The sequence below is a fragment of the Ferdinandcohnia sp. Marseille-Q9671 genome, assembly GCF_976954385.1.
This window is the reverse complement of the sequence record NZ_CDRJTA010000001.1, coordinates 2,080,189-2,107,058: the sequence shown is the minus strand read 5'-3', so window position 1 is coordinate 2,107,058 and position 26,870 is coordinate 2,080,189. Positions and strand designations below refer to the sequence as shown.

Genomic DNA, 26,870 nt, shown 5'->3' with positions numbered 1-26,870 from the left:
AAGACTTTGTAATGGAGTTGTAGAAACGTACCCATAATTTTTGAAATCAAAAAAGCTACCAATTACTGAAGGGGGATTTATAGTATGAAATTGACAAAGCAATTATTTTTGGTACTTACAGTGTTTGTAATACTTCTATCAGCATGTAGCAATAATGCATCCACAGATAAGGAAGAAAATCAAAAGGTAGATAAAGAGGCATTAGCCAATTTAAATGAAACTGGTTTTCCAATTGTTAAAGACCCTTTAAAGTTAAAATTCTTTACAGGTAAGTCAGCACAGAATGTAAATTCCGACTGGAATGATATTTTGATATGGAACACTTATGCAGAAATGACGAATGTTGAGCTTGAGTGGGAACAAATACAAACTGACTCTTTGGAAGAAAAGAGAAACCTTGCATTAGCGGGTGGAAATCTTCCAGATGTCTTTTTCTTATCGTCAATGCCCACTCTGGATATTTTTAAATATGGTAAACAGGGGACATTTGTTAAATTAAATGACTTAATTGATCAGTATGCTCCCAATTTAAAAAAGTTAATGGATGAGAATCCGGAGATACGTAAAGCAATTACGTTCCCGGATGGAAATATTTACTCCCTACCGTCAATTGTTTCACCTGATTTTATGTCAGTTCGTATTGCTAGTAGACCTTGGTTTAGCCAAGAAGCACTAGATACAGTAGGCATGGATGTACCAGAAACAACGGATGAATTCTATGAGTTCCTAAAGGCTACTAAGGAGAAGACAGGTAAAATCCCATATGGTGGAACGAGCATGGCAGAATTTGTGTCCTGGTTGCAAGGTTCTTTCGGAGTTAGTAACAAAGGAGTAAGAAATGCAAATATAGATGTAAACCCTCAAGATGAGGATGAAGTTAGGTTTTATGCAACATCAGATGATTATAAAGCATTGCTAGAATATGTTCATAAACTATATTCAGAAGGTTTGGTTGAACAAAATATTTTCTCAATTGACTGGGGCCAATATTTAGCAAATGCTTCAGAAGGAAATTATGCAAGTACAGTATTTTATGATCCAATTGAGCTATTTGGAGATGAAATTGGTGGTGACTATGTAAGTGCTGCAGCATTAAAGGGCCCTAATGGGCATCAAGAGTTTTCAAAGGTTGCGCCTGCTGTTTCATCTATTGGTAACTTTGTCATTACAAGTGAAAATCCAAATCCAGCAGCGACAGTTAGATGGATGGATTACTTCTATAGTGATGAAGGTGCAAGACTCTACTACATGGGAGTAGAGGGAGAAACATATGAGAAAACGGCTGACGGAAGTTATGTTTATTCCGATAAGATTTTAAATAGTTCAGAAGGATTAACGATGGAACAGGAAATTGCGAAATACTTAACTTGGCTAGGTGGTGTACAAGGTATTATCAAGCAAGAATATTTCCAAGGCTCTGAGAATGCCCCGACATCTTTAGAGGCGGCTGAAAAAATTACACCATATGTTCCTGAAGAAATTTGGCCAGCTTTCTTATATACAGAAGATGAGAGCAGATTCCTATCCTCTACGGGGGCGGATATTAATAAATACGTAGCTGAGCAAAGGGATAAATTTATTTCTGGAGACCTTTCATTTTCAGAATGGGATACCTATGTTGAGACGATTGGGAATATGGGACTTGATGAATATATGGAAATTCACCAAGCAGCATATGACCGTTATAAAGCGGAGTAATAACTAATTATAAATTGGGGGGGAGAAGCCTCTTCCCCTTAATTTATTTGGTAAGGAGGTTTCACGATGGAGGCTAAACCAGAAACAATAAAAGCGCAAACACCGGTGTATGCCGGTAGCAGGATAAAACGTGCCAAAAAGAACTTTCTATTAAATTGGCAATTATATGTTTTCTTACTTCCAGCACTTACTTATTTTGTAATATTTCACTACATACCTATGTACGGCGTTCAAATTGCATTTAAAGACTTCTACGCAAATCTTGGTATAATGGGGAGCCCGTGGATTGGCTTTGAGCACTTTGAGCGTTTCTTTAACTCTTATTATTTTTGGAGGCTATTAAAAAATACCATCATCTTAAGTACCTATGGATTACTACTTTTTCCATTACCAATCATCTTTGCCCTCGCTTTAAATGAGCTAAAAAATGGACCATTTAAAAGATGGGCCCAAACGCTTACATATGCCCCACACTTTATTTCAGTAGTTGTTGTTGTTGGGATGTTAGTTGCATTTTTAGATCCGATAACTGGTCTTGTCAATCATATTGTTAGTTTTCTCGGTGGTGAGCCGATTCAGTTTTTAACCAGCCCAGATTGGTTTCGTCATATATATGTCTGGTCTGGACAGTGGCAATCACTTGGTTGGGGGACAATCATCTACTTAGCCGCATTAGCAGGAGTGAATCCAGAATTGCATGAGGCAGCAAAGGTAGATGGTGCTACTAGATTCCAGAGAATCATTCATATTAACGTTCCATCGATTTTCCCTACAATTGTGGTGTTATTTATATTAAATATCGGAAGCTTCATGTCTATTGGTTTTGAAAAGGTTCTCCTCATGCAAAATTCATTAAATGCCGAGACATCTGATATCATTCAAACTTTTGTTTATCAAACAGGGTTAATAGAAGGACAATATAGCTTTGCAGCCGCTATTGGATTGTTTGATTCTGTTATTAATATTATTTTACTAGTTCTCGTCAATTATTTAGCAAGACGAGTTAGTAACAATAGCTTGTGGTAAGAGGTGGAGCCAATGAAAACATTTAGTTTATCAGATAAAGCATTTGATGTAATAAATACAATTTTTGTTGCGATTATTACGTTAATGATTGTGTATCCATTAATTTTTGTAATAAGTGCATCCATAAGCGATCCGGATGCTGTAAATTCTGGTCGTATGTGGTTATGGCCTGTAGATATTTCATTTGCTGGCTTTCAGCGAGTTTTTCAAAATGATGCAATTTGGGTTGGTTATAAAAACACAATCATATATACCCTTGTTGGTACCTTATTTCACCTAGTTGTTCTTCTTCCATGTGCATATGCATTATCTAGGAAAGAACTTAAAGGAAAGAAAGTACTGTTATGGCTCGTACTAATTACTATGTTATTTAACGGTGGATTGATACCAACGTACCTAGTTGTTCAATCTCTTGGAATGTTGAACACATTATGGGCAATTGTCATTCCAGGTGTAGTTGGAGCGTGGTCGATACTAGTAGCCAAGACCTTTTTTGAACAAACGATACCAGATCAACTTGTTGAAGCCTCTAAGATAGATGGCGCGTCAGATTTTATTATCTTCCGTAAGGTGGTATTACCCCTGTCGTTACCGATTATTGCCGTAATGGCACTTTTCCATGCTGTGGGATTATGGAACCAGTACTTTAATGCATTAATTTACCTATCGGATGAAGATTTATATCCATTACAGTTAATTCTACGACAAATCTTGATTTTAAATGAGGTAAGTGCTGAAGGTATTGCAGGTGGCGGTGGAAGTGCTGAATCATTTGTCGAGCAAGTAAAAACTGCTTCACTAGTAAAATATTCAGTTATCATTGTATCGGCTTTACCATTGCTAATTGTGTACCCATTTTTACAAAGATTTTTTGTGAAAGGTGTGCTAATTGGATCTGTAAAAGAATAAAGCATCACAATATGATCTAGGTTTAGGGGGGAAGAGCATGAATAGCTTAGTAAGTGGCTATTATCGATTGTGTGTATGGATAACTAGATTTGCTTACCTAAACTTGTTGTGGGTTACATTTACACTACTTGGATTCATCATTTTTGGCTTCATGCCAGCAACTGTAGCTTTATTTGCTGTTGTTCGGAAATGGACATTAGGAGAGAAAGATGTCGAAGTCTCTAAGGTATTCTGTAAAGCATATAAAGAGGGTTTTATTAAGTCCAATATAATAGGACTTTGTTTATTTGTAATTGGTTATCTATTAACGATAGAATTCCAAATTTTAAGGAGTCAAGATAGTCTGCCATATTTTATAGCTAGTTATGGGGTTATAGCGCTTTTTCTAATGTATTTTATTATCCTTTTATATATTTTTCCTCTATTTGTTCATTTTAATTTAAGGATAAAACAGTATTTTAAATGGTCATTTGTGATTGGGATAGTTCACCCAATCTTAACGATATTTTTACTTGCGGTCATTATTAGTAGTACTTACTTAGTCTTTACATTTATCCCAGTTTTGCTTTTCTTTTTTGGGGGAAGTGTTATCGCCTACGTCGTTATGTGGGGATCAGTAAAAACCTTTCCAAAGTATGAAAAAGCAGCTGACTTGTAAGGGTAATAGTGGTTTATTCACGTTGTAAAAAATATAAATGAACAACAATTCACGGTGATTGGGATGGTAAACATATGATTAAAATCGCAAACTTATCGACTGAATCGAGAAATGAGAACAGCGCTACTATCGATCAAATGACAACTCAAGAGATATTGAGGACTATTAATAAAGAGGACAAAACTGTAGCATCTAGTGTTGCGGCTGTATTACCAGAAATCGAAGCAACTGTTCATATAGTTTGTGAATCTATCAAAAAGGGTGGCAGATTATTTTATGTAGGAGCGGGTACGAGTGGAAGGTTAGGAATCCTGGATGCAGTGGAATGTCCACCAACATATAGGACTCCTCCCGAACTCATTCAAGGAATTATAGCAGGAGGAGACCATGCTCTCGTAGAGGCTGTAGAAGGTGCAGAGGATGATTTACATTTAGGTGCAAGGAATTTAGAAGAAAAAAGGCTTACCAACATTGATGTGGTAATTGGGATTGCAGCTAGTGGCAGAACTCCTTTTGTAGTTGGTGCCCTTCAATATGCAAAACAAATTGGTGTGAAAACGATAAGTGTATCAAGTAATCAAAATTCAATTATTAGCAAATACGCTGATGTGGCGATAGAAGTAATAACCGGCGCAGAATTAATCACGGGATCAACCCGTATGAAAGCAGCAACTGCCCACAAAATGGTACTAAATATGATTACAACTTCAACCATGATAAAACTGGGTAAAGTATTTGAAAATTTAATGGTAGATTTGAATGCCAGTAATGTAAAGTTGAGAGAACGTGCAAAAAATATCGTGTCTACAATAACGAATGAACCAATTAACAAGGTAGAAGAGGTATTAGAACTTACTAAGTATGAGGTGAAACCATCCATTGTAATGATAAAAACAGGGGTTTCTTATGACACAGCGAAAAAATATATTCGACTGTCTAACGGTTTTGTTAGAAATGCAATTGAATTAGCGAGTAAAGAAGTTTAGATTGAGAGGTTTACTAATAAGAAGGGCTGACTCACTTTATGAACTGCCCCCTGTCAAGTAGACAGTGGAAATAATAAAAAATGACCTAAGCGGCTTTAGCTCTATATTCCATAGGGCTGAGGCCGTTTAGTCGTTTTTGATATCTATTATGATTATAGAAAAATATATACTCGTCTATCGCTTTAGATAATTCTTCAAAAGTCCCATACTTACGCAAATAATACTTCTCGCATTTAAGCGTTCCCCAAAATGATTCCATAGGTCCATTATCAATGCATCTTCCAACTCTGGACATGCTTTGTGTCATCTCTGCCTTGTCTATTCTGCTTTTGAATCCGTTAGAAGTGTATTGGAAACCACGATCGCTATGAATAAGTGGATGGTCTCCATCCAACAATTGTGTAGCTTGATCGAGGGTCTTAAAAACAAGTTTATTGTTATTTGAATGTCCTAATACATAACTCACAATCGATCCATCATATAGATCACGAATAGCGCTTAAATAGGCCTTCTTTGATGTTCCATATTTAAATTCCGTGACATCAGTTACCCATTTTTCATTTGGTTTTTCAGCCGTGAACTCGCGGTTTAATACATTTTCTGCAACATGTTGAGGGATAGAGTGCTTATAACGTTTCTTCTTTTGCCGGATGACAGACTGTATACCAGCGACTTTCATTAGTCTATAAAAACGTTTGTGGTTGAAGTTTTGCCCAAGTTTTCTATTAATGGTCATCGTCATTCTCCGATATCCATAGATGCCTTCTACCTCTTCATGAAGGTCTTTCATCTCTTTAATAATTTCTTCATTCTGTAGTTCCCGTTCAGAAGGAGTACGCTTTAGCCACTTATAGTAAGCTGCCCGTGTAATACCAGCGATATCACAAAGTAACAAGATGCTTAGATTTTCTTTCTCATGAAGTTCCTTAATAGCGATGTACTTGTCCTCAAATCGGATTTGGCTTATTTTCGCCTCCTTTCGATCTCCTCTAACTTTTTTAAGAACAAATTCTCCGCACGCAAACGTTCATTTTCTCTTTCTAACTTTCTCATCTGTAACTTGATCTTATCCTCTGGAGTTAACTCAGTTTCTTCTTTTTTTCTACCACGATTATCCTTAAGCGCTTCATCTCCACCATTTTCATACTTCCTAACCCATTGATATACCTGTTGATAGGATACTTCATAAGCCTCAGCTGTTTTCTTAAAATCCTTCCCGTTCCCTATACAATCCATTACTATTTCAATTCGTTCAACCCAAGTAGTTTGTCTCCCTTTAGTCATAGAGCTCGTCCTTCCCTTCGACGTATCCTTTAATTCTCTATGACTATTATACTTGGAAATCCACCTCTGAAGGACACTTCTACTTGAAATTTCATACTTTCGAACAATCTCATATTGTGAATATTCCCCCGATGTGTAATCTAGAACAGCGGCTAATTTCACCTCTTTAGAATAGGACTTCCAGGTGCTAGAGTATTCAAATCCTTTTTCCCCATCTTTATCAAATATCTCTACCCATTTATATAAAGTAACTTTAGGTATTTGATATCTCTCGGTGAGTTCTTTAACTGTATAATCTTCGTTCTTATAAGCTGTTACTACTTCATACTTAAACTGACTAGAATAGATTTTATTGGACATAAAAAACTCCCCCTAAGGTAAAACAGATTATATTTTTTAATCTGTCTACCTAAGGGGGAGCATATCATTATGAGTCAGCCTTATTTTATTGCCATCCAGTAAGGATATGATAGATAAGTTTGAAATATTAATACAAAAATTATATTTTTATTTAAAATTACATTTCAAAACTAATTATTCCATGCTATACTAATTATAGGTAATAAGTTTAGAAGAGGATATAGTAAGGTTCTTTGAAAGCGTTAACAAACAGTGAAGACTAATTTTAAAATAAAAAATCAAGTTAATTCTAAATATTTTAATTTTTTATTTTAAAACTACATTTTTTGTGATATCTTTAAATAAATGGTAATTATCTACTATAGTGTTTGCGGGGTATCAGAGTTATCTTTTAGGAAGAAATACATATAGCAAAAATAGGAGAGGGGTAATAGGATATGGAAAATAAAAAGCATTTGGTATTAGTAGGGGCTCACTGTGGGGATGTTGAAATTCAAGGTGGCGCGATTGCACATAAATATGCAAAAGCAGGTTGGGATGTAACGTTTGTACACTTAACTGCCGGTGAAAAAGGAAATCCACCACATCTATCGGTAGAAGAATACCGCAAGCAAAAGATCGAGGAAGCGGAAAAAGTTGCTGAAATCCTAGGTGGAAAAAGTATAACGCTAGATTACAAGGATGCAGAGTTAACATTTGATGATGAAATTGTTACGCGTGTAGCTACTCTAATGCGCAAGCTTCGTCCTACTGTTGTTATCACTCATTGGGTAAACAGCATCCATCCGGATCATGAACTTTGCCCTAGAATTGTAGAAGCAGCTCAATTAAAAGCGGGTCTTCCAGGGTTCGATCTAGATGGCCTAGCACCTCATTTCTATCCATTCTATCACAGTGAGAACTGGGAGGACATGGAAGGGTATGTACCTGATATATTCGTAGATGTATCCGAAGAATTTGACACATATTTGGAAGCGTTATCTAACTACTGGTTTATTATGAATTCTAAGTCGTTCCGTTACTACGATTATTACAAAGCATTAGGAACAGTTAGAGGGTGTGTAAGCCGAGCAAAGTATTCACAAACACTAAAGTTTCCTACTGGAGGAAATGTAAGAAGAGGGTTTATTCCTGGACATGAAATCTGATGTGCTGAATAATTCCCCGTTCTACTCCTTGATAGATTTACAAGGAATTGTAGAGGTCAAGGATTTATCCCTTATATAGAATGAGAGAGGGGTTGTCATAACTCGTATGAACAGTGAAATGAATGCAGAGACCCAAAAAATAGCTTCTAACATTTCGAAGAAGGTTCCAAAACAACGTAAGGTACGAAGTCAAAGAATGGGGAAAATCATTAAGCATTGGCAGTTATATGTATTACTTGCACCGGCAATTATTTATTTTCTGGTATTTAAGTACTACCCAATGTATGGTGTTCAGATTGCCTTTAAGAATTTTAGAGCTGTAGACGGAATTTTAGGTAGTGAATGGGTTGGTTTTGACCATTTTATTCGATTCTTTGAATCTTATTATTTCTGGGATTTAATGTGGAATACCTTATCTATTAATTTGTATCAGTTATTGCTATTCCCTGTTTCAATTATCGTCGCTCTGTCCCTAAATGAATTACGAGATGGGAAATTTAAAAAGGCTGCGCAAACTATCACGTATGCGCCACACTTTATTTCGGTCGTTGTATTTGTTGGGATGATAATCGCTTTTTTAGACCCATTAACTGGAATCATAAATCATTTTATCCAACTATTAGGCTTTGAACCTATTAACTTTATGACAAGCCCAGCATGGTTTAAAACGATATTTGTTTTTTCTGGTGAATGGCAAAATCTTGGATGGGGAGCAATTATATACCTAGCAGCACTTGCGGGAATTGATCCACAGCTACATGAAGCTGCAAAGGTAGATGGAGCGACCCGATGGCAACGAATTTGGCATATCAATCTACCGGGAATCTTGCCAACGATAGTTATTCTATTAATTTTGAATATGGGTAACTTTATGTCTGTTGGCTTTGAAAAGATATTATTAATGCAAAATCCGTTGAACCTAGAAGCTTCTCAAGTAATCCAAACGTATGTGTATGATATTGGATTATTGAATGGACAGTTTAGTTATTCTACTGCAGTAGGATTATTTAACTCTGTCATTAACTTTATTATCTTAATCGTATTTAATAGACTCGCAAGAAGAACGGGTACAAGTCTATGGTAAAGGAGTATCCAGCATGAAAATCAAGAGTCAGAACAAGAAAAACAAAATAATTGAAACTAGGTCGGATCGACTATTCGATATTTGCAATAAGATTCTCGTTTGGTTCTTCATCATTATTATCATGTACCCACTAATCTATATCGTCAGTGCCTCAATTAGTAATCCGAGTTTTGTAAATTCGGGTGAGATGTGGCTATTTCCAAAGGATATTACGTTTGAAGGATTTCAGAGGGTCTTTGAAAGCAAAGAAATCTGGGTTGGTTATCGTAACACCATATTCTATACACTATTAGGCACACTCATTAACCTAGCTGTCACTCTACCTTGTGCGTATGCACTATCTCGTACTGAGCTCGTGGGTAAAGGTGTTATTATGGCAATGTTAATTTTTACGATGTTCTTTGATGGTGGTCTTGTCCCAACATACTTATTAGTACGAGATTTAGGAATGGTTAATACCATTTGGGCGATGGTCATACCTGGCGCAGCCTCCGTGTGGAATATTATCGTGACGATGACATTCTTTAAGGTAACCATTCCAAGGGGATTAGAGGAAGCAGCAGAGGTCGATGGCGCATCAGTGTTCCGAACATTCTTTCAAATTGTACTGCCATTATCGGCTCCAATCATTGCAGTAATGGCGTTATTCTACGGAGTTGGCCACTGGAATCAATACTTTGCAGGACTTATTTACCTAACGGATCGAGAACTTTTCCCACTTCAGCTTATTTTAAGGGAAATTTTAATACAGCAAGAAATCGCAACAGAACTAATGATGCAAGGTGGAAATGTAGAAGCGATTGGAGAACAAGCGCGAATTGCTAGTGTCGTAAAATACGCGGTTATGATTGTATCTGCTGCTCCACTTCTAATTGCTTACCCATTCCTACAGCGCTTCTTCTTAAAGGGTGTCATGATAGGCTCTGTTAAAGGATAACCAAATGCATCAGACGATTAAATAGGGGGTGAGGGTCAAGAAAAATGTATAGTGTTACTGAATAAATGAATGAGTCTATTACAACTTACTGAACATTTAAGGGGGATTGTTTGTGAAATTTAAAAAGCAAATATCAATTGCCACAGGTACAATGCTTTTAGCTTCAGGGTTACTTTTAGGAGCTTGTTCAAACAAAGAAGAGGCATCAGGTAAAAAAGAAGCTCCGAAGAATCTCAACGACACTGGATATCCTATCGTTACGGAACCACTGAAGTTAGAAATGATGGGACAGAGCTCCCCCCTTCAACCAAACTGGGGAGATATGAACTTCTTCAAGAAGATGAATGAGCTTACAAATATCGATTTTGAATATAGAACGTCAACATCAGATCAATATCCACAACAAAAACAATTAGCATTTACAAGTATGCAGCTTCCAGATGTCTTTTTTGGTGGTAACTTTACGGCAGCTGAAGAGGTAGACTATGGTTCACAAGGGATGTTAGCTCCACTTGAAGATCTTATTGACCAATATGCGCCAAATCTTAAAAAGGTAATGGAAAAATACCCAGATTTAAAATCGTCTATCACGGCTCCAGATGGACATATTTATGCATTACCAGGTATTGATACATCTACAACCTCTCAAACACCAATAATGTGGATGAATGGGTACTGGCTTAAGGAATTAGGTATTGAAGAAAGACCAGATACAACAGAAGAGGTTTACGAGTTATTAAAAAAATATAAAGAAACTGATATGAATGGCAATGGTGAAGCAGACGAAATCCCATTAACTGCTTCAAGTGTCGCAGAACTTAGATATCACTTCTTACCGGCTTTTGGAATTAACCAACAAGGTGGAATTTTTGAAAATGACGGTGAAGTTGGTTATGCGTTCGTTCAAGATGGGTATAAGGAATACTTAAAATACTTAAACCGTTTATATTCTGAAAAGCTTCTCGACCAACAAGTATTCTCTCATACATGGGAACAATATGTGGCGAAGGGAGCAGCAGACCAAGTAGGGGTATTCCCAACGTGGCCAATTGTAATGGTAGGCTATGCTGATCCTGCATTAGGGTCAAATTATCCATTATTACCACCATTAACAAGTGATTTAAATAGCAATAAGCTTATGACAAAGCTTTCCGAAATTAAGAGAGGGCGCGCTGCTATTACATCTGACAATGAACATCCAGAAGCAACTATGCGCTGGTTAGATCATATGTATTCTGAAGAAGGTACATACCTTGCACGTCTAGGTGTGGAAGGTGAGAACTGGGAATGGGATGATAATGGAAACTGGAAGCTATTGGCTCCGGAAGGCATGAACACAACTCAAGCTAATGCACAGCATGCTCCGGGTGCTGGTACTCCAGTTCCAATGGTATTAGAACAAGAATTTTTCGCAAAAGAGGATAATCCAACCATTCACTTAATTTCTGGATGGATTGAAGAGGAATACTTACCATATGCGGAAGTACCTTTCCCACAAGTGTATTTCACAGAAGATGAGCAAGCTAGAATTAATACGATTTTACCAGATTTAGAGTCTTATCTTGAACAAATGGAAGCAAAGTTCGTTTCTGGTCAAACAGCAATTGATGGCGAATGGGATAACTTTGTAAAAACATTAAAACAACTAGGTGCAGATGAATTAGCTGAGATCAACCAAGCAGCATATGACCGTTGGGCTGAAGCTAAATAATATATGAAAAGCGCAAGGCGCCCGTCTATCGGCGACAAGCATAAGACAAGCGCTGACAGAAGGTGCATTTTACCTTCCGAAGCGTTTGGCTTATGACCTCGAGCCGATGGCGCCTGAAGCTAGACACTGAAAAACTATGTAAAATGGGTCAGAGGGACAGGTCCCCTTGTCCCAATTAAGGCACATTCTTTTGAGGTGAATGTAATGAGTTTCGAGGGATTGATTTGGAAGGTATATAGAATAGCGGAGGTAATTACACGAGTTTTATATATAAATGTGCTTTGGGTTGCCTTTTCTTTAGTAGGAGTCCTACTTCTCGGCTTCTTTCCAGCAACAGCCGCGATGTTTTCTGTTGTGCGGAAATGGATGCTCGGTGAAAAGGACGTTCCGATATTTAAAACATTTTGGCAGAATTACAAGACTGAATTTATACAGTCAAATGTAATTGGTTATGTACTGGTGTTAATTGGTGCATTGCTGTATCTTGACCTTCGATTCTTCCAATCGTCTGAGGGAGTCATTACACAGTTACTATCTTTCTTATTTTTATTTCTTTTTTTGCTATATTTTATAGTTCTACTCTATATTTTTCCGATTTTCGTTCATTATCAGTTTAAAACCTTGGAATATATTAAATATGCATTGATCATGGCCATTGGCCGTCCTTTACAAACGCTAATGATGGTAACAGGTAGTCTTTTGGTCCTCACACTATTACGTATGGTTCCTATTTTAACTATTTATTTTGGTGGTTCCATACTTTGCTATGTGCTGATGTGGATTTCCATTAAATCATTTCCGAAAGAAGAGACCCAATAATGACTACACAGGAAAATTTGAGCTCAAGTTAGAGAAACAGAATTGGAAGGAGTGATTTAATGAAGATTGGATTAGATGTTTTTTTAGAGAGTCAATTTGAGAGGTATAAGGGTAAGCGGATTGGGCTTGTAACCAATATAACAGGTGTCAACCAAAACCTCGTTCCTTCAATTGACCTTTTTTATGAACATGCAGACATTAAGTTAGTAGCTTTGTATGCCCCAGAGCATGGTATACGTGGAGATGTGAAGGAAGGCGAGAAGGTAGAGTCGTCAATAGACCCGTATACGGGCTTACCTGTATATAGTTTGTACGGTGCAAGTAGAAAACCTAGTAAAGAAATGTTGGACCCTGTTGATGTTGTCGTCTTTGACCTTCAGGATATCGGTTCAAGGTATTATACATTCATTTATACAATGGCATATGTAATGGAAGCATGCGCGGAGCTAGGAAAAGAATTTGTAGTGTTAGATCGACCAAATCCTGTTTCAGGTGTGGAAACAGAAGGTAATCTGGTGGAAGAGAATGTCAGATCATTTGTTGGATTACTTCCAATCCCAAACAGACACGGTATGACCGTAGGAGAACTCGCTTTACTCTTTAAACATGAATTTGGATATGATTGCGAATTAACTGTCATTCCAATGCAAGCTTGGAATAGACATATGTACCATGATGAAACTGGTTTATTTTGGGTACCCCCTTCTCCTAATACAACGAATATCGATATGACTATATTATATCCCGGAACATGTCTTGTAGAGGGTACAAATCTTTCAGAAGGCAGAGGTACAACTAGGCCCTTTGAATATGTTGGTGCACCATTTATGGATGGTCATAAAATAGCAAAGGCTTTTAATCAAAAAATGGTATCAGGCGTGATAGCACGCCCTACATCGTTTATTCCTACCTATCAGAAGCATAAAGATGAAATATGTGGCGGAATACAATTGCATGTAGCTGAGAGACGAAAATTACATTCTTTGGAAGCAGGAATTTTACTTATAGAAACAATAGCTGAAATGTATCCAAATGATTTCAGTTTTAGTAGTACGAGTGATGGTAAATACTTTTTTGATCTTCTGGCAGGAACAAAAAAGTTACGGGATCATATTCTGCAAGGAACTTCACGTGCATTCTTGGAGGGGTGTGAAGTGCAGGTAGCTTCTTTCAAAAAACAAAGAGAACCATATCTCTTGTATAAATAGGATGGATAACTATATGACAAATATATCAACGCTAACGACAGAAATGAGAAACCAAAACTCCGCACATATCGATACGATGTCTACGATGGAAATCTTAAAAACCATTAACGATGAGGATAAGACCGTTGCCTACCGTGTAGAAGATGTGTTACCAGAAGTGGAATCGGCTGTTGAAACGGTCTACCAATCTTTAATTCGCGGAGGAAGGTTATTTTATATAGGAGCCGGTACGAGTGGAAGAATTGGGATTCTTGATGCAGTTGAATGTCCACCAACTTTTAGCACTCCCCCAGATCTTGTGCAAGCTATTATAGCTGGAGGGGAAAATGCGTTCATTAAAGCAGTGGAAGGTGCAGAAGATGACAGTACACTAGGTGCTAAGGATCTAGAAGAAAGAAATCTAACAAGTATTGATGTGGTAATAGGGATTGCTGCAAGTGGTAGAACACCTTACGTAATTGGGGCTCTTCAGTACGCAAAACAGGTTGGTGCTAAGACCGTTAGTCTTACAAGTAATAAGAATGCAAAGATTAGCGAGCATGCGGACATTGCCATTGAGGTTGAAACTGGCCCAGAGGTAGTAACGGGATCAACTCGGATGAAGGCAGCAACGGCTCATAAACTGATTTTGAATATGATTACAACTTCAACCATGATAAAGGTGGGAAAAGTATATGAAAACCTTATGGTAGATTTAAAGGTTAGTAATATTAAACTTCAGGAGCGGGCTAAAAGTATTGTATCAACGATTACGGGTGTACCATATAGTAAAGCTGAAGAGATGCTGGAAATTACGAACTATGAGGTGAAACCAGCTATTGTCATGATTAAAACAGGTGCAACCTTTGAACAGGCAAAAGGGTATATTCAATCAGCAAATGGATTTGTTCGCAAGGCCATTGATATTGCAAATGGGGGAGTGAATTAACATGGTATTATATAGATATTATCAATCAGGTGATGAAGTACAAATCGTCGAACTTTGGAATCAAACTCTTTGGAAAGATCCTATTACGTCTAAACGGTTCCGTAATCTCGTCCTACTCGACGCAAACTTTGATCCGCAAGGAATGAGGCTAGCGTACGAAAATAATAAATTAGTAGGATGTGTGTATGCGGTTCGAAGACTTTTACCGATGTATGGCACAGACTTAGAACCTGATAACGGATGGATTCCTTTCTTTTTCGTAGACAAAGGGCATCAAAGAACAGGTGTTGGAGCTCAATTGATGAAAGAGGCTATTGAATTTTTACAGGAAAATAATCGGAAACACGTCTTCTTTTCATCATATGCTCCCAATTATATTATGCCTGGTATTGATGAGGATGCATATCCAGAAGCCTATCAATTCTTACAAAGCCAAGGGTTTGCGAGACTCTACTCCCCAATAGCAATGGATCGCAATTTAGTAGATTTCAAGCTTTCAGATGAAATAAGAAACCTTGTCAAAGAAAGGGAAGCTGAAGGTTATACGTTCTCTAAGGCCGAGGATAAAGACCTTTATGATGTGATTCAATTCGCAAATGTGGCATTTAACCCGGATTGGGGTAGGGCAATTCGTGAGGGTGTTCTGCAAGGCTTGCCAATGGAACGGATTCTCGTTGCAAGACAGGACAGCAAAATTGTTGGATTCTGTATTTATGGTGGATACGAACAAGTACCTGATCGCTTTGGGCCGTTTGGTGTTGATCCAGAACAACAAGGCAAAGGGTTAGGGAAAATTTTATTGCATCTATGCTTACATAATATGAAGGCAGAAAGTTTACATGGCGCGTGGTTCCTATGGACAGGAGAAAAGACGTCAGCAGGATATCTCTATAAAAAAACAGGTTTCAACATTACACGTACATTTCATGTGATGAAAAAGGATATTTAAGCAGTAATTGTAACCTTTACTACTAGAGGATGTAAGCGGAAATAGTATATAATTTCTATGGGACACTTGCCCGGTAAAATTGACATTATAATAGTAATGGATGAGATCTTTATCAAATAACGTACTAGATAAAAAGAAATGAGCTGATACATGTATGGCAACAAATGGAGGACTTGTAATTCTCACAGAGATGCTACCGCTATTACCACCTTCTGAAAAGAAAATTGCTAGTTATATTATTGATAACCCTCAGGAGGCAATTTCATTAACTGCAAATGAACTAGGTAAGAGAAGTTCAACGAGTGGTGCAGCAGTCATAAGGCTTTGTAAATCACTTAACCTTAAGGGATTCCAGGATTTAAAGCTACGAATTGCAGGAGATCTACAGAAAACAACTAATACTGGATTTAGTGATATCGAACCAAATGAATCCATTGAATCCGTTATTGAAAAAATGACAAATAATAGTATCCAAACAATTCGTGAAACTGCTGAATTACTAAACGTTGATGAGCTAAAGAAGGCTATTGAGGTAGTGAGGAATGCAAGGAAAATCCATTTTATTGGTGTCGGGGCGTCAAGCATCATTGCCCAGGATGCACAGCAAAAGTTTCTTAGAATAAATAAAACAGCTTACGCCTTTGCAGATATGCACATGGCGGCTACACAAGTTGCAAATGCAGAAAGCGATGATGTTGTTGTTGGAATTTCCTTTTCAGGGGAAACAAAAGAGGTTGCTCGAGTACTGCAACTTGCAAAAGAAAAACAAGCAACTACAATCAGTCTCACAAAGTATGGGAGTCCGGTAGTTACGAATTATGCGGATATTAAATTATATACGTCTGTTACCAAGGAGACTACTTTTAGAAGTGGTGCAACATCCTCTCGTATTGCGCAGCTACAAGTGATAGATATCCTCTTTATGTGCGTAGCTTCGTTACAATATGATGATACGATTATGCATTTGAATGCAACACGAGAAGCTGTGGAGTTCTTAATGAGCCGTAATAAAAAGAACAGTTAAGTAAACAAGTAAAAGGACTAACTCGTGTATGGGTTAGTCTTTTTTTCGAAAAGGAGGCTAAAATTATGTTTATTTTAGGAATTGATGGTGGTGGAACAAAGACAAAAGGAGTCATTGCAAGCGAGACTGGAGAGGTACTTGCAGAAGCAACAGTAGGTGCATCTAATCCAAATAATGTAAAGAAGGAGGACTTAAAGCTTGAACTAGGCCGCCTTCTAGAGACATTAAAAAGTCAAAGTGATGCTGTCTTTTTACAGATAAAGAGGGTGTATGCAGGGATGTCCGGGGTTGATCACCCATCAGCACGTAAAGAGATGAAACAGCTACTAGAATCTTTATTACCTGAGTCGATTCCAGTAACGGTGAACAATGATGCAATCACTGCGTTATATTCAGGGACTTTAGGAAAGCCAGGAATTGTCCAGATTGCAGGTACAGGTTCCATTACATTGGGGCTTAACTCGGAAGGGGAATTCGATCGTGTTGGTGGTTGGGGATATTTACTCGGTGAGGGGGGCAGTGGTTTTGCTGTAGGTAGTGAGGGGTTGCAGTCAGCCTTTACTGCTTATGATGGATTAAGTCATTCTACTCAGATCGAGTCATTACTTTGTGAACATTTTCAAGTGCAAAAGCTTCCCGATATTATACATACCATCTATCAAGCGATAAACCCCAAAGAGTTGATAGCTTCTTTAAGTAAATATGTATTTGCAGCAGCAGATAATGGAGATTCAGTAGCACAAGCAATTATACGAAAGAATGCAGTCCATATAGGTGAATCGGTATCGTGTTTGATTGAGAAGCTATTTACCGAACAGGAGCGAAAGAGTGAGATACCGGTAGTACTGGCAGGTGGCCTTTTTAATCGTCTTGATTTATTTAAGGAGCCGATAGAGGGGGTATTGAAGAGAGGTGGCCTTCATACAAAGCTAGTTAGACCGGGTATTGAACCTGTTGGTGGTGCAGTGATTGCTGGTTTACTTGAAGAGGGAGTAGATGTTAACAGTGGTTTTATAGAAAGGTTCAGTAAGAATAGGTAAAACAAAAGGTTTTCTAGGTTGTGAATCTAGAAAACCTTTTGTTATTCTCTTCCCGAAAAATTACTTAGAATACGCTACTTCAAGTGCCTTTACATTACTCTCTAGCATGGTTTTTACTTCGTCATAAGCTTTACCTTTACTGAGGTGTTTTTGGAAGTCATCTAAATGTTTGATTGCTTGTTTGATATGTCCCTTTTGGTAGTGGTGCTGTGCTGTTTTAAGTTTATTTGTTAACTGTTTGAATAATGAATGTTCAATTACTCCGTTTTGTTCCAAACTAACAATTTGTTCAATCATTGATGCAGCTGTTACTTCAACTATTATCGTAATGACATCTGTTTGAATTTCTTTACCATTAAGGGTAACAATTGCATAGATGTCAGTTGTTCCCGCATTTTTTGCAGTTAGTGTACCATTTTCGATGTCTGCAACCTCAGAGTTTGATATGAACCATTGAATCTCTGCGCCCGTTAAATCTGCCTCTTTCCGGTTAGCAAGAGTACCTTGGAGATTAACCTCTTCATGCGAGTTTTGCAGAAGTGTTTCCTTAGAAACCGTCATCGTAATCTTCTCTAACCCAATTTCAGAAGGATCAATAGGATTCTTTAGTACCTGGTAAAGAGAATCTAATAAATCGACACCATGATCCTGGCTAACTTCCCAAATCATAGCTCCTCCAAGCCCACGTTCACGAATGTATTCCGCTTTAATCGTTAGTGATTCCGGATCATCATAGGATATGAAAATCGATTCCTCTGCGTTAAATAGATAAGGTGTCTGCGTACCTTCATCCCAGAAGCGCTCATATCCATTATTCAAATAATCATCACGAATAATACGGCTATATGTTGCTGAACCACTTCCTTCATATGGTTGACCTAACCCGTTGTTTTCGCTTGAGGTTACATTGTAACGATACCCGTAGAACGGAGTACCCATGACGATTTTTTCTGCTGGTACACCTGCATCTAAATAGGCAGTTACAGCCTTATCTACACTCCAGGTTCTACCGTTATCATCATACAAAGGAGCGTTAAGGTCAGCAAGAGGTTCCCATGTTCCATGGATGTCATATGTCATGATTTGAACATAATCCAAGTATTGTTGAGATAACCCAAGCTGTGTATTGTTCACGAAGCCTGTATTAGCAGCTCCAGCGATCGATAATGTGTAGTGAGTTCGATCCTTTTCTTCTTGTTCATCTAGCTTTTCACGAATCTTTTCTAAAAGAAGAGGATAGTTTTCCTTGTCAGCTGGGTTAGGGTATGTACCTGGTCCTCCACCGCTTACCGGGTATTCCCAATCTAAATCAACGCCATCAAACCCATGTTCAATGATAAAGTCTACTAAACTATCAGCAAAAATAGTTCTAGCTTCTTCGGTTGCTGCAGCTTCAGAGAAGTTCGCAGAACCACCCCAGCCACCGACTGCAATTGTTGTTTTTAAATGTGGATACTTTTCCTTTAATTTACGAAGTTCTCCAAAATTGATAGGGTCATTGACTGGGTCACTCATCTTAATTTTATGATCTGTGCCAACAAGTCCGAACGCATAGTTTACATGTGTCAATCTACTAGCATCTAAATCATGCATAATATCAAAACCGCTTAGTGTTGCCCAGCCAGCTAAATATGCGATGATGTAGTTTTGTGGTGGTGTATCAGCAGGGTCCCATTGTGGTGGAACATAGCCTTCAATCACATTATCCACAAGGAATATTCTTGTTACGGTTGTTTTTTGACCATTTGAATCCGTAGCAACTGCTTTAATAATTGCAGTACCCTCAGGTGCAGATGTTGTATCCCAGCTAACATTATACATATCACCATCCTTCTTTGTTACAGGGAATTTCCAGTACGCACTTTCAGGTGCTGCAGTTGTTTTTACAAAGAATTCAACACTTTCAACACTAGAATCTTCAATATCTACCGATAGATTGATCGATCCGGAATATCCTTCACTTCTAGGTGTAGCGCCATTTGGTTCCGGAGCGTTGATTTCACTAATAAAAGGCTGGGATTGGATGGTATCGCTTGTTAAGACGGAAATGGTATTGTCATCAATAGAGACATTATTGTATATGTCTTTTGCCTTTACTCTGAAGTCATGTAGATCTTCAGCAGCAAGACCCGCAACTTCATAAGAAGTATTTGTTGTTTCACCAACTTTGGTTCCATTATGGTAGACTTCATAGTTAAATAGTTTGGTAGAAGTGGATGCCGTCCAACTCAAATCTACAGTTGAAGTTGATCGAGATGTGACTATTAAGTCTTTAGGTGATGCAGGGGAGGTAGGCTCCGCATAATTCTTGACAAAAATGTTTCTTGTGACGGTTTCAACTTCTCCAGAAGCATAAGTGAAATCGACTCGTAAGCTATATTCTCCATCTGGTACCCAAGGGTCTCCGGTAGCCCAACTCCAAGTGAAGGGTGCCTTAGACAATTTTGCATAGGGGTAATAAGTTGTTTCGGCCTCATTAATTGCCTTTGCAAAAAACTGTGCACTTACAACCTGTTTCGTCGAATCGGGAATAGCAGTTATCGTAGCACTGCCCTTTACTGAATTTCCGCCTTCCTCGATTGTAGTAACATCAATATAAGATGTGGAGGTAGTATTTTTATCTTGTGCATACACATTTGTGAAAACGCTTCCGAAAATAACGATAAAAAGAATAAAAATTCCGGAAAATTTAGTCAAATATCTTCATCTCCTTAGTAATAAGTGCTGAATTAGAATTTTGTGTTGAAAGGTAAATAGCTCTTGTGTGTAATCTTGAGGGAATAATGCAGTAACTTGTCGTGGCTGTTATAACAGGATGTCCTTTCAATTTGTTCTACTATTCCTTATACAATCACCTCCTGTGTATCTATCATCCTATTTAGCTATGTCTCATGAAAGGGACGATAGCCCTTCATGTAAATCAAGTGTACCACCATTGAATTATTGTTTCAATAATATTAACGTAGTACTAAATTATTATTTTATTTAAAGTATTTTTTAATTGTGATAACATATAAATAGATGGTGGGTGAAACCAAATTTCGCCTGTACTGTTCATAACAACAAGTCAATCCTATATAAATTTTTATAAAGGAGATTAATCTATGAAATATGAGAGTTGGAATAGTGATAGGTTGGAAGAGTTAGTGAGTCTTTGGAATCAGGAAATAGGTATCGATTTTCCGATGAGAAAAGAATTATTCAAACAAAATAGCTTTGATGATTGTAATGTGTTTATGGATGGTTCACTTATTGCAATAAATGATGAGAATCGAGTAGTAGGTTTTGTGGTTTCAAAGAGATGGCAGGATAAAATAGATGTAGGTATTGGGAAAGAAACAGGTTGGATTCAAGTTCTACTTGTTGACCAAAACTATCGTAATCGAGGCATTGGAGAGAAGCTGCTACAGCATGCCGAACACAAGTTAAAAGAAAGCGGAATGACTCATCTTTGGCTTGGAAAAGATACATATCATTATTTTCCGGGTATTCCACTCCATTATGAAGCAGTACGTACCTGGTTTGAAAAGCGTGGCTACATACCAAGCTCAACGGAATATGATTTAGACTGTCATAGTGAAAGACATACAAGAGAAACTCCCTCAAAAGAAGGAGTGGAGCATTCCCTTTTAAAATTAGAAGAGAAAGAAGAATTTTTATCCTTTTTGAAACGTTGTTTTCCAGGAAGATGGGAATATGAGGCGATTAAATATTTCGAAACGGGTGGCCAAGGTAGAGAGTTTGTTCTTTTAAAAAAGAAGAACCAGATTATCGGTTTTTGCAGAATTAATGATTCCAAATCACCAGAGATAGCACAAAATGTATACTGGTCACCGTTATATAGACAAGAACTGGGTGGTATTGGCCCTCTTGGTATAGATCCAACTGAGCGAAAACATGGGTACGGACTTTTCATTGTGGAAGCAGCTGTTTCTTATTTGCACAAGCGTCATGTTACTGACATCGTGATAGACTGGACGGGATTGGTGAGCTTTTATAATAAACTAGGGTTTGAGGTTTGTAAAAGCTATCACTCTTACTTTAAGAAGATATAAGGGAGGTATGGACATGAAGGAGAAAGTTCTTGAATTTCTTCAAAAGGAAATTGATTTACAACATATTCCTGGCGCTGTGATTAGTGTCTCTCATAATGGAGGACTTCTTCTAGAGGAGGCTATTGGAAATAGTGCTGTATATCCAAACGTATTGCCGATGAGGAAAGACACTGTGTTCGACCTAGCTTCTTTAACAAAGGTGGTCGCGACATTACCTATTCTATTAAAGCTTATTGACCAAGGAGAAATTCGGTTAGATGACTCAGTTGCCTTTTTCCTACCGCAGTTTTCAAAAAACGGGAAAGAGTCTATTACGCTCCGACATTTGTTAACGCATACATCAGGTCTTCCTGCGCATAGGCAGTATTATGCAGAGAACTTGTCAACAGATCAAATTCTCCAACGCATCTATGATGAATCGCTTGAAGTAGCAACTGGTACGAAGGTCATTTATAGTGATTTAGGACTGATTACTCTATATCGAATTATTGAAAAAGTGACTGAGCAAAAGTTTGAAAGCTTTGTAAAGAAAGAGTTGTTTGACCCACTTGAGATGTTTGAAACAGGTTTTAACCCAACATTTACAAAGGAAAGGTATGCGGCCACAGAATATAGTGAGAAATGGAAGCAATATAAATGTGGAATTGTTCATGACGATAATACAGAATCAATGGGCGGAATTAGCGGTCATGCTGGATTGTTTTCAACCGTACAGGACCTTCAAAAATATGCCAAAATGATAGAAAACAACGGAATGTACAAAGGGAAAAAAATCCTGTCTGAGGCTGTTCTCGAATTATCTAGAAAAAACTACACACCCTTTGATAATGAGTACAGAGGGCTGGGATGGATTTTAAAAAGTCCCGTTCTTTCCTCTTGTGGAGATTTGTTTTCAGAAGGTTCCTATGGTCACACAGGTTTCACGGGTACTAGTATTTGGTTTGATTCTAAAGTAAATCTGACTGTCCTTCTTTTAACGAATCGTGTTCACTTCGGGCGCCACTCGCATATAGTACGTCTACGACCAAGATTACATACTATCATACGTTCATACTTTTAAGATGGAAAGGGTAGATCAGATGCCGAAACAAGATTATGTTGTGGGCTTAATGTCGGGTACGTCATTAGATGGCATTGATGCGGCTTTGGTAGAGATAACAGATGGTCATAAGCCAAGTGTAAGGAACGTAGGGTTTATTTCGGACTCTTTCTCTAGAGAAATCCGGCAAAAAATTCTACATTTATGTGATCCTAGTAAAGCTAGATTAGAAGATATATCTGTGATGAATATGCTATTAGGAGAAATGTTCGCGGAAGCAGCAACAAAGGTTATTCGTCAATCTGGCATGTCACATGATGATATTTTACTAATCAGCTCACATGGACAAACCATATATCACCAGCCTGACCCGATTGAGATAGAGGAAAGGAAAATCACTTCTACCCTTCAGATAGGCGATATTGGTGTAATCGCGGAGCGAACAGGTATTTTGACTGTCGGTGATTTTCGAACACGTGATATGGCAGCTGGTGGTCAAGGTGCACCTCTAGTTCCTTATGTTGACTACGTCCTCTTTCAAGAAAAGGAGTTTGGAAGAGTTCTCTTAAACATAGGTGGGATATCGAATGTAACCATTCTTCCAAAAAACGGGAAAGAAGAGGACGTCATTGCATATGATACGGGCCCAGGGAATATGGTAATCGATATGTTTACAGAGTGGGCTACAGATGGCGCACATACGTATGACCATAATGGGAGGTTTGCAGCGAAAGGGAAAATAAATGAAACGTTGCTACAGGAACTGCTGGAGCATCCGTATTTTAAGCAATCACCTCCTAAGAGTACGGGTAGAGAGCTGTTCGGAAGAGAATTTGCCCAAAAAATATGGCGAGATGCAGAATCAATTGCGAATGTAGATAAAATTGCAACCATTACAGAACTTACCGCTATTACAATCTCAAATGATATTAGGAGGCACCAGAAAAGTTGTGATTTACAAGAGGTCCTTGTAAGTGGTGGAGGAAGATTTAACCGGACCCTCATGGACAGAATGGCACACCATCTCCCGGTAGAAATTAATGTTAGGAGTTCCGATGAGGTTGGGGTTCCAGCGGAAGCAAAGGAGGCAATTGCATTTGCATTACTTGGCTATCAATGCTATCAAAAAAGAACAAACAATCTACCATCCGCTACAGGTGCAAAAAATGGTGTGGTGATGGGGAAGATGGCATGGTAAATAGATCGCTTTAACTAAAAGGCCAATTATGGTCTTTTTTTATTTATTTGACCAAAAATAACCAAAAGTCGAATCACAAAACCAAAAGTAACAAATAATATAATAATAATAAGAAAAAGTGTCCACTGGGTATAAACATTTCATGAATAATATGTTAAAGTATGAAGTATAAATGTTGATATAAAAGGATTTTTAAGAGTGCGTTTGTATTCCTGACAAATACAGTTGTTTTTTGTAAATAGACAAAGGAGGATTATGATGTCGAAGGTATTAGACTCATTTTTGCATGAAAACTTGGAGGATTTGAAGAAGAAAGGTCTCTACAATGTAATTGATCCTCTTCAAGGTGCAAACGGACCTATCATTAAAATCAATGGAAGAGAACTGATTAACCTATCCTCTAACAACTACTTAGGCTTAGCGACAGATAACCGCTTAAAAGAGGTTGCCCTAGAAGCAATTAAAGAATATGGAGTAGGAGCGGGTGCTGTTCGAACAATTAACGGGACACTCGACCTTCACGTAAAACTAGAAGAAAAGCTTGCTGAATTTAAACATACAGAAGCAGCGATTGCCTATCAATCAGGATTTAACTGTAATATGGCAGCAATTTCAGCTGTGATGGATAAGAATGATGCCATTCTATCTGATGAATTAAACCATGCGTCTATTATTGATGGTTGCCGACTTTCTAAAGCGAAAATTATCCGTGTGAACCACTCAGATATGGATGACTTGCGTGCGAAGGCAAAAGAAGCAACTGAATCTGGATTATATAAAAAAGTGATGGTCATCACTGACGGCGTATTCTCCATGGATGGAGATGTTGCGAAGTTACCTGAAATCGTTGAAATAGCTGAAGAATTCAACCTAATTACATATGTTGATGATGCTCACGGTTCAGGTGTACTAGGAAAGGGTGCTGGAACTGTTAAACATTTCGGGCTTTCAGATAAGGTTGACTTCCAAATTGGTACTCTCTCGAAAGCAATTGGTGTTGTAGGAGGGTATGTCGCTGGAAAACAGGAGCTAATTGATTGGTTAAAGGTACGAAGCAGACCATTCCTTTTCTCAACAGCATTGCCACCAGCAGATGTGGTAGCTGCTACAAAAGCCATTGATATTCTAATGGAAAGCACAGAGCTCCATGATAAGCTTTGGGAAAATGCAAACTACTTTAAAAAGGAGTTAAAAGCACGTGGCTTTGATATTGGTCATAGTGAGACTCCAATTACACCCGTAATAATTGGTGAAGAAGTGAAAACGCAAGAATTTAGTAAAAGGCTAAATGAAGAAGGCGTGTACGCAAAATCAATCGTATTCCCAACTGTGCCTCAAGGAACAGGACGGGTACGTAATATGCCTACAGCGGCACATACGAAGGAAATGCTTGATCAGGCGGTTGCTATTTATGTAAATGTAGGTAAGGAAATGAACATTATCTAATAAGATGGTCATGGGACCAACTTGGGGGAATAGATATGGAGAAAATCGTTGTAACGGGGGCTCTTGGACAAATCGGGTCAGAGCTTGTAACCAAAATGCGCGAGATTTATGGAGCAGACAATGTCATTGCTACAGATATACGCAAGTTGGATTGTGAGGTTGTACATTCTGGTCCGTTTGAACTGTTGGATGTCACTGATGCGAAGGCTATGTTTGATATCACGAAAAAGTACGATGCAGACACGCTTATCCATTTAGCAGCACTGTTATCTGCAACGGCTGAAGCAAAACCGTTGCTTGCTTGGAATCTAAATATGGGTGGTCTTGTGAATGCATTAGAGGTTGCACGTGAGCTTCGTTGTAAATTTTTTACGCCAAGTTCAATTGGAGCCTTTGGTCCTTCTACACCAAAAGATGGTACACCACAGGATACCATTCAACGTCCCACGACAATGTATGGTGTGAATAAGGTATCAGGTGAATTGCTATGTGATTACTATAATCATAAGTTTTGTGTCGATACGAGGGGGCTACGCTTCCCAGGATTAATTTCGTACGTGACACCACCCGGTGGTGGTACAACGGACTATGCGGTTGAGATTTATTATGAAGCACTTAAAAATAAACGTTACACATCCTATATTGCCGAAGGTACGTATATGGATATGATGTATATGCCTGATGCACTTACAGCAATAATTGATCTGATGGAGGCTGACGAGTGCAAGTTAAAACATCGAAATGCCTTCAATGTGACGGCAATGAGCTTTGCACCAGAGCAAATCGCAGCAGAAATTAAGAAGCATATACCTGAGTTTGTAATGAACTATGAGGTTGACCCTGTACGCCAAGCAATTGCTGAAAGTTGGCCAAATTCAATTGATGCTACTGCCGCTAAGGAAGAATGGGGCTTTAAGGCACAATACAATCTTGAAACAATGACAAAGGATATGCTTGATAAATTAAGTGTAAAACTTGTAAAAGAGGCATGATTATAATTGGGGGAGTATGAATTCTGGGAGGAATTCATACTCCTTTTTTATTTTCGGAAATATAGATAGAGAAAAATAAAAACCACTAAAAAGTGGTTTTTCAATCACGCATTCCGCCTGCTTCTCGGGAAGTCATGGCACCTTGTCCTTGGCTTATATCCTTTTGGATTTCCTGTTTAACCTTTTGTGGATCTGTTCTTGCAACATCTGTTTGTATAGTAGAACTATTATTCTTTTTTGCTTGACGACTTAGTGACAAAATATCTCTCCTCAATTTTTAATAGAAGTAACATTTATTATTTAGTTAGTTTCCTGTTACTATTCGTCTGTTACTAGAAAAGCTAGGGACTCGATATCCCTAGCTACACATC

22 protein-coding genes and 1 pseudogene are annotated in these 26,870 nt (G+C 38.1%); 20 read left to right on the top strand and 3 right to left on the bottom strand.

Features of this window, described 5'->3' with window-relative positions:
- Positions 1–84: 84 nt before the first annotated feature.
- The 5 genes from ACWNMY_RS10465 to murQ (ACWNMY_RS10445) all read left to right on the top strand — a co-directional run bounded on the left by ACWNMY_RS10465 (position 85) and on the right by murQ (ACWNMY_RS10445) (position 5,277).
- On the top strand, positions 85–1,698 hold the full coding sequence (locus ACWNMY_RS10465; protein ID WP_449538167.1) for an extracellular solute-binding protein: 1,614 nt from the start codon (positions 85–87) through the stop codon (positions 1,696–1,698).
- A 66-nt stretch (positions 1,699–1,764) separates the two neighbouring features.
- Positions 1,765–2,724, top strand: a complete 960-nt coding sequence (locus ACWNMY_RS10460; protein ID WP_449538166.1) for an ABC transporter permease — start codon at positions 1,765–1,767, stop codon at positions 2,722–2,724.
- Between the two features lie 12 nt (positions 2,725–2,736).
- Positions 2,737–3,633 (top strand): carbohydrate ABC transporter permease, encoded by an 897-nt coding sequence (locus tag ACWNMY_RS10455; RefSeq protein ID WP_449538165.1) that lies wholly within the window; start codon positions 2,737–2,739, stop codon positions 3,631–3,633.
- 37 nt (positions 3,634–3,670) lie between these two features.
- A complete protein-coding gene (locus tag ACWNMY_RS10450) occupies positions 3,671–4,291 on the top strand; it encodes a YesL family protein (protein WP_449538164.1) in 621 nt (206 codons plus the stop codon).
- A 74-nt stretch (positions 4,292–4,365) separates the two neighbouring features.
- A complete protein-coding gene (gene murQ, locus ACWNMY_RS10445) occupies positions 4,366–5,277 on the top strand; it encodes an N-acetylmuramic acid 6-phosphate etherase (RefSeq protein ID WP_449538163.1) in 912 nt (303 codons plus the stop codon).
- 85 nt (positions 5,278–5,362) lie between these two features.
- Here the strand turns inward: murQ (ACWNMY_RS10445) and ACWNMY_RS10440 are convergent.
- Positions 5,363–6,660, bottom strand: a pseudogene (locus tag ACWNMY_RS10440) (IS3 family transposase); the annotation flags it as partial.
- A gap of 698 nt (positions 6,661–7,358) precedes the next feature.
- On the opposite strand from ACWNMY_RS10440, the gene ACWNMY_RS10435 reads away from it, so the two are divergent.
- From ACWNMY_RS10435 to ACWNMY_RS10390, 10 genes are all read left to right on the top strand, one after another.
- Complete coding sequence (locus tag ACWNMY_RS10435) at positions 7,359–8,069, top strand: PIG-L deacetylase family protein (RefSeq protein WP_449538162.1); 711 nt, start codon at positions 7,359–7,361, stop codon at positions 8,067–8,069.
- A gap of 106 nt (positions 8,070–8,175) precedes the next feature.
- Entirely contained in the window at positions 8,176–9,153 is a 978-nt protein-coding gene (locus tag ACWNMY_RS10430; protein WP_449538161.1) for an ABC transporter permease, read from the top strand.
- A 13-nt stretch (positions 9,154–9,166) separates the two neighbouring features.
- A complete protein-coding gene (locus ACWNMY_RS10425) occupies positions 9,167–10,090 on the top strand; it encodes a carbohydrate ABC transporter permease (RefSeq protein WP_449538160.1) in 924 nt (307 codons plus the stop codon).
- Positions 10,091–10,202: 112 nt separating this feature from the next.
- Positions 10,203–11,801, top strand: a complete 1,599-nt coding sequence (locus ACWNMY_RS10420) for an extracellular solute-binding protein (protein WP_449538159.1) — start codon at positions 10,203–10,205, stop codon at positions 11,799–11,801.
- A 204-nt stretch (positions 11,802–12,005) separates the two neighbouring features.
- Positions 12,006–12,620 carry a YesL family protein gene (locus ACWNMY_RS10415; RefSeq protein WP_449538158.1) on the top strand — a complete coding sequence of 205 codons (615 nt, stop codon included), beginning with the start codon at positions 12,006–12,008 and terminating at the stop codon, positions 12,618–12,620.
- A gap of 59 nt (positions 12,621–12,679) precedes the next feature.
- Complete coding sequence (locus ACWNMY_RS10410; RefSeq protein ID WP_449538157.1) at positions 12,680–13,828, top strand: exo-beta-N-acetylmuramidase NamZ family protein; 1,149 nt, start codon at positions 12,680–12,682, stop codon at positions 13,826–13,828.
- A 13-nt stretch (positions 13,829–13,841) separates the two neighbouring features.
- Positions 13,842–14,756, top strand: coding sequence for an N-acetylmuramic acid 6-phosphate etherase (murQ, locus tag ACWNMY_RS10405; RefSeq protein ID WP_449538156.1), 915 nt, complete (start codon positions 13,842–13,844; stop codon positions 14,754–14,756).
- 1 nt (position 14,757) lies between these two features.
- On the top strand, positions 14,758–15,705 hold the full coding sequence (locus ACWNMY_RS10400; protein ID WP_449538155.1) for a GNAT family N-acetyltransferase: 948 nt from the start codon (positions 14,758–14,760) through the stop codon (positions 15,703–15,705).
- Between the two features lie 154 nt (positions 15,706–15,859).
- Complete coding sequence (locus ACWNMY_RS10395) at positions 15,860–16,729, top strand: MurR/RpiR family transcriptional regulator (RefSeq protein ID WP_449538154.1); 870 nt, start codon at positions 15,860–15,862, stop codon at positions 16,727–16,729.
- Between the two features lie 65 nt (positions 16,730–16,794).
- Entirely contained in the window at positions 16,795–17,769 is a 975-nt protein-coding gene (locus ACWNMY_RS10390) for an N-acetylglucosamine kinase (RefSeq protein ID WP_449538153.1), read from the top strand.
- A 60-nt stretch (positions 17,770–17,829) separates the two neighbouring features.
- Here the strand turns inward: ACWNMY_RS10390 and ACWNMY_RS10385 are convergent, their stop codons facing one another.
- Positions 17,830–20,466, bottom strand: coding sequence for a glycosyl hydrolase family 18 protein (locus ACWNMY_RS10385; protein WP_449538152.1), 2,637 nt, complete (start codon positions 20,464–20,466; stop codon positions 17,830–17,832).
- Between the two features lie 407 nt (positions 20,467–20,873).
- On the opposite strand from ACWNMY_RS10385, the gene ACWNMY_RS10380 reads away from it, so the two are divergent.
- The 5 genes from ACWNMY_RS10380 (at position 20,874) to ACWNMY_RS10360 (ending at position 26,499) form a co-directional block, all read left to right on the top strand.
- On the top strand, positions 20,874–21,824 hold the full coding sequence (locus tag ACWNMY_RS10380; protein WP_449538151.1) for a GNAT family N-acetyltransferase: 951 nt from the start codon (positions 20,874–20,876) through the stop codon (positions 21,822–21,824).
- Between the two features lie 13 nt (positions 21,825–21,837).
- A complete protein-coding gene (locus tag ACWNMY_RS10375; RefSeq protein ID WP_449538150.1) occupies positions 21,838–22,884 on the top strand; it encodes a serine hydrolase domain-containing protein in 1,047 nt (348 codons plus the stop codon).
- 19 nt (positions 22,885–22,903) lie between these two features.
- Positions 22,904–24,061: an anhydro-N-acetylmuramic acid kinase gene (locus ACWNMY_RS10370; protein WP_449538149.1), complete on the top strand. Its 1,158-nt coding sequence runs from the start codon at positions 22,904–22,906 to the stop codon at positions 24,059–24,061.
- A gap of 255 nt (positions 24,062–24,316) precedes the next feature.
- Entirely contained in the window at positions 24,317–25,507 is a 1,191-nt protein-coding gene (locus tag ACWNMY_RS10365) for a glycine C-acetyltransferase (protein ID WP_449538148.1), read from the top strand.
- A gap of 35 nt (positions 25,508–25,542) precedes the next feature.
- A complete protein-coding gene (locus tag ACWNMY_RS10360; RefSeq protein WP_449538147.1) occupies positions 25,543–26,499 on the top strand; it encodes an L-threonine 3-dehydrogenase in 957 nt (318 codons plus the stop codon).
- A gap of 100 nt (positions 26,500–26,599) precedes the next feature.
- Here the strand turns inward: ACWNMY_RS10360 and ACWNMY_RS10355 are convergent, their stop codons facing one another.
- On the bottom strand, positions 26,600–26,758 hold the full coding sequence (locus ACWNMY_RS10355) for a hypothetical protein (RefSeq protein WP_449538448.1): 159 nt from the start codon (positions 26,756–26,758) through the stop codon (positions 26,600–26,602).
- Between the last annotated feature and the right edge of the window lie 112 nt (positions 26,759–26,870).

What these genes read in the sequence shown, in the direction of transcription:
- ACWNMY_RS10455 (WP_449538165.1), top strand. Translation starts at nt 2,737, where the DNA reads ATGAAAACATTTAGTTTATCAGATAAAGCATTTGATGTAATAAATACA.
- ACWNMY_RS10360 (WP_449538147.1), top strand. Translation starts at nt 25,543, where the DNA reads ATGGAGAAAATCGTTGTAACGGGGGCTCTTGGACAAATCGGGTCAGAG.
- ACWNMY_RS10425 (WP_449538160.1), top strand. Translation starts at nt 9,167, where the DNA reads ATGAAAATCAAGAGTCAGAACAAGAAAAACAAAATAATTGAAACTAGG.
- ACWNMY_RS10410 (WP_449538157.1), top strand. Translation starts at nt 12,680, where the DNA reads ATGAAGATTGGATTAGATGTTTTTTTAGAGAGTCAATTTGAGAGGTAT.
- ACWNMY_RS10435 (WP_449538162.1), top strand. Translation starts at nt 7,359, where the DNA reads ATGGAAAATAAAAAGCATTTGGTATTAGTAGGGGCTCACTGTGGGGAT.
- ACWNMY_RS10395 (WP_449538154.1), top strand. Translation starts at nt 15,860, where the DNA reads ATGGCAACAAATGGAGGACTTGTAATTCTCACAGAGATGCTACCGCTA.
- ACWNMY_RS10390 (WP_449538153.1), top strand. Translation starts at nt 16,795, where the DNA reads ATGTTTATTTTAGGAATTGATGGTGGTGGAACAAAGACAAAAGGAGTC.
- murQ (WP_449538156.1), top strand. Translation starts at nt 13,842, where the DNA reads ATGACAAATATATCAACGCTAACGACAGAAATGAGAAACCAAAACTCC.
- ACWNMY_RS10375 (WP_449538150.1), top strand. Translation starts at nt 21,838, where the DNA reads ATGAAGGAGAAAGTTCTTGAATTTCTTCAAAAGGAAATTGATTTACAA.
- murQ (WP_449538163.1), top strand. Translation starts at nt 4,366, where the DNA reads ATGATTAAAATCGCAAACTTATCGACTGAATCGAGAAATGAGAACAGC.
- ACWNMY_RS10400 (WP_449538155.1), top strand. Translation starts at nt 14,758, where the DNA reads ATGGTATTATATAGATATTATCAATCAGGTGATGAAGTACAAATCGTC.
- ACWNMY_RS10450 (WP_449538164.1), top strand. Translation starts at nt 3,671, where the DNA reads ATGAATAGCTTAGTAAGTGGCTATTATCGATTGTGTGTATGGATAACT.
- ACWNMY_RS10465 (WP_449538167.1), top strand. Translation starts at nt 85, where the DNA reads ATGAAATTGACAAAGCAATTATTTTTGGTACTTACAGTGTTTGTAATA.
- ACWNMY_RS10430 (WP_449538161.1), top strand. Translation starts at nt 8,176, where the DNA reads ATGAACAGTGAAATGAATGCAGAGACCCAAAAAATAGCTTCTAACATT.
- ACWNMY_RS10380 (WP_449538151.1), top strand. Translation starts at nt 20,874, where the DNA reads ATGAAATATGAGAGTTGGAATAGTGATAGGTTGGAAGAGTTAGTGAGT.
- ACWNMY_RS10370 (WP_449538149.1), top strand. Translation starts at nt 22,904, where the DNA reads ATGCCGAAACAAGATTATGTTGTGGGCTTAATGTCGGGTACGTCATTA.
- ACWNMY_RS10365 (WP_449538148.1), top strand. Translation starts at nt 24,317, where the DNA reads ATGATGTCGAAGGTATTAGACTCATTTTTGCATGAAAACTTGGAGGAT.
- ACWNMY_RS10415 (WP_449538158.1), top strand. Translation starts at nt 12,006, where the DNA reads ATGAGTTTCGAGGGATTGATTTGGAAGGTATATAGAATAGCGGAGGTA.
- ACWNMY_RS10460 (WP_449538166.1), top strand. Translation starts at nt 1,765, where the DNA reads ATGGAGGCTAAACCAGAAACAATAAAAGCGCAAACACCGGTGTATGCC.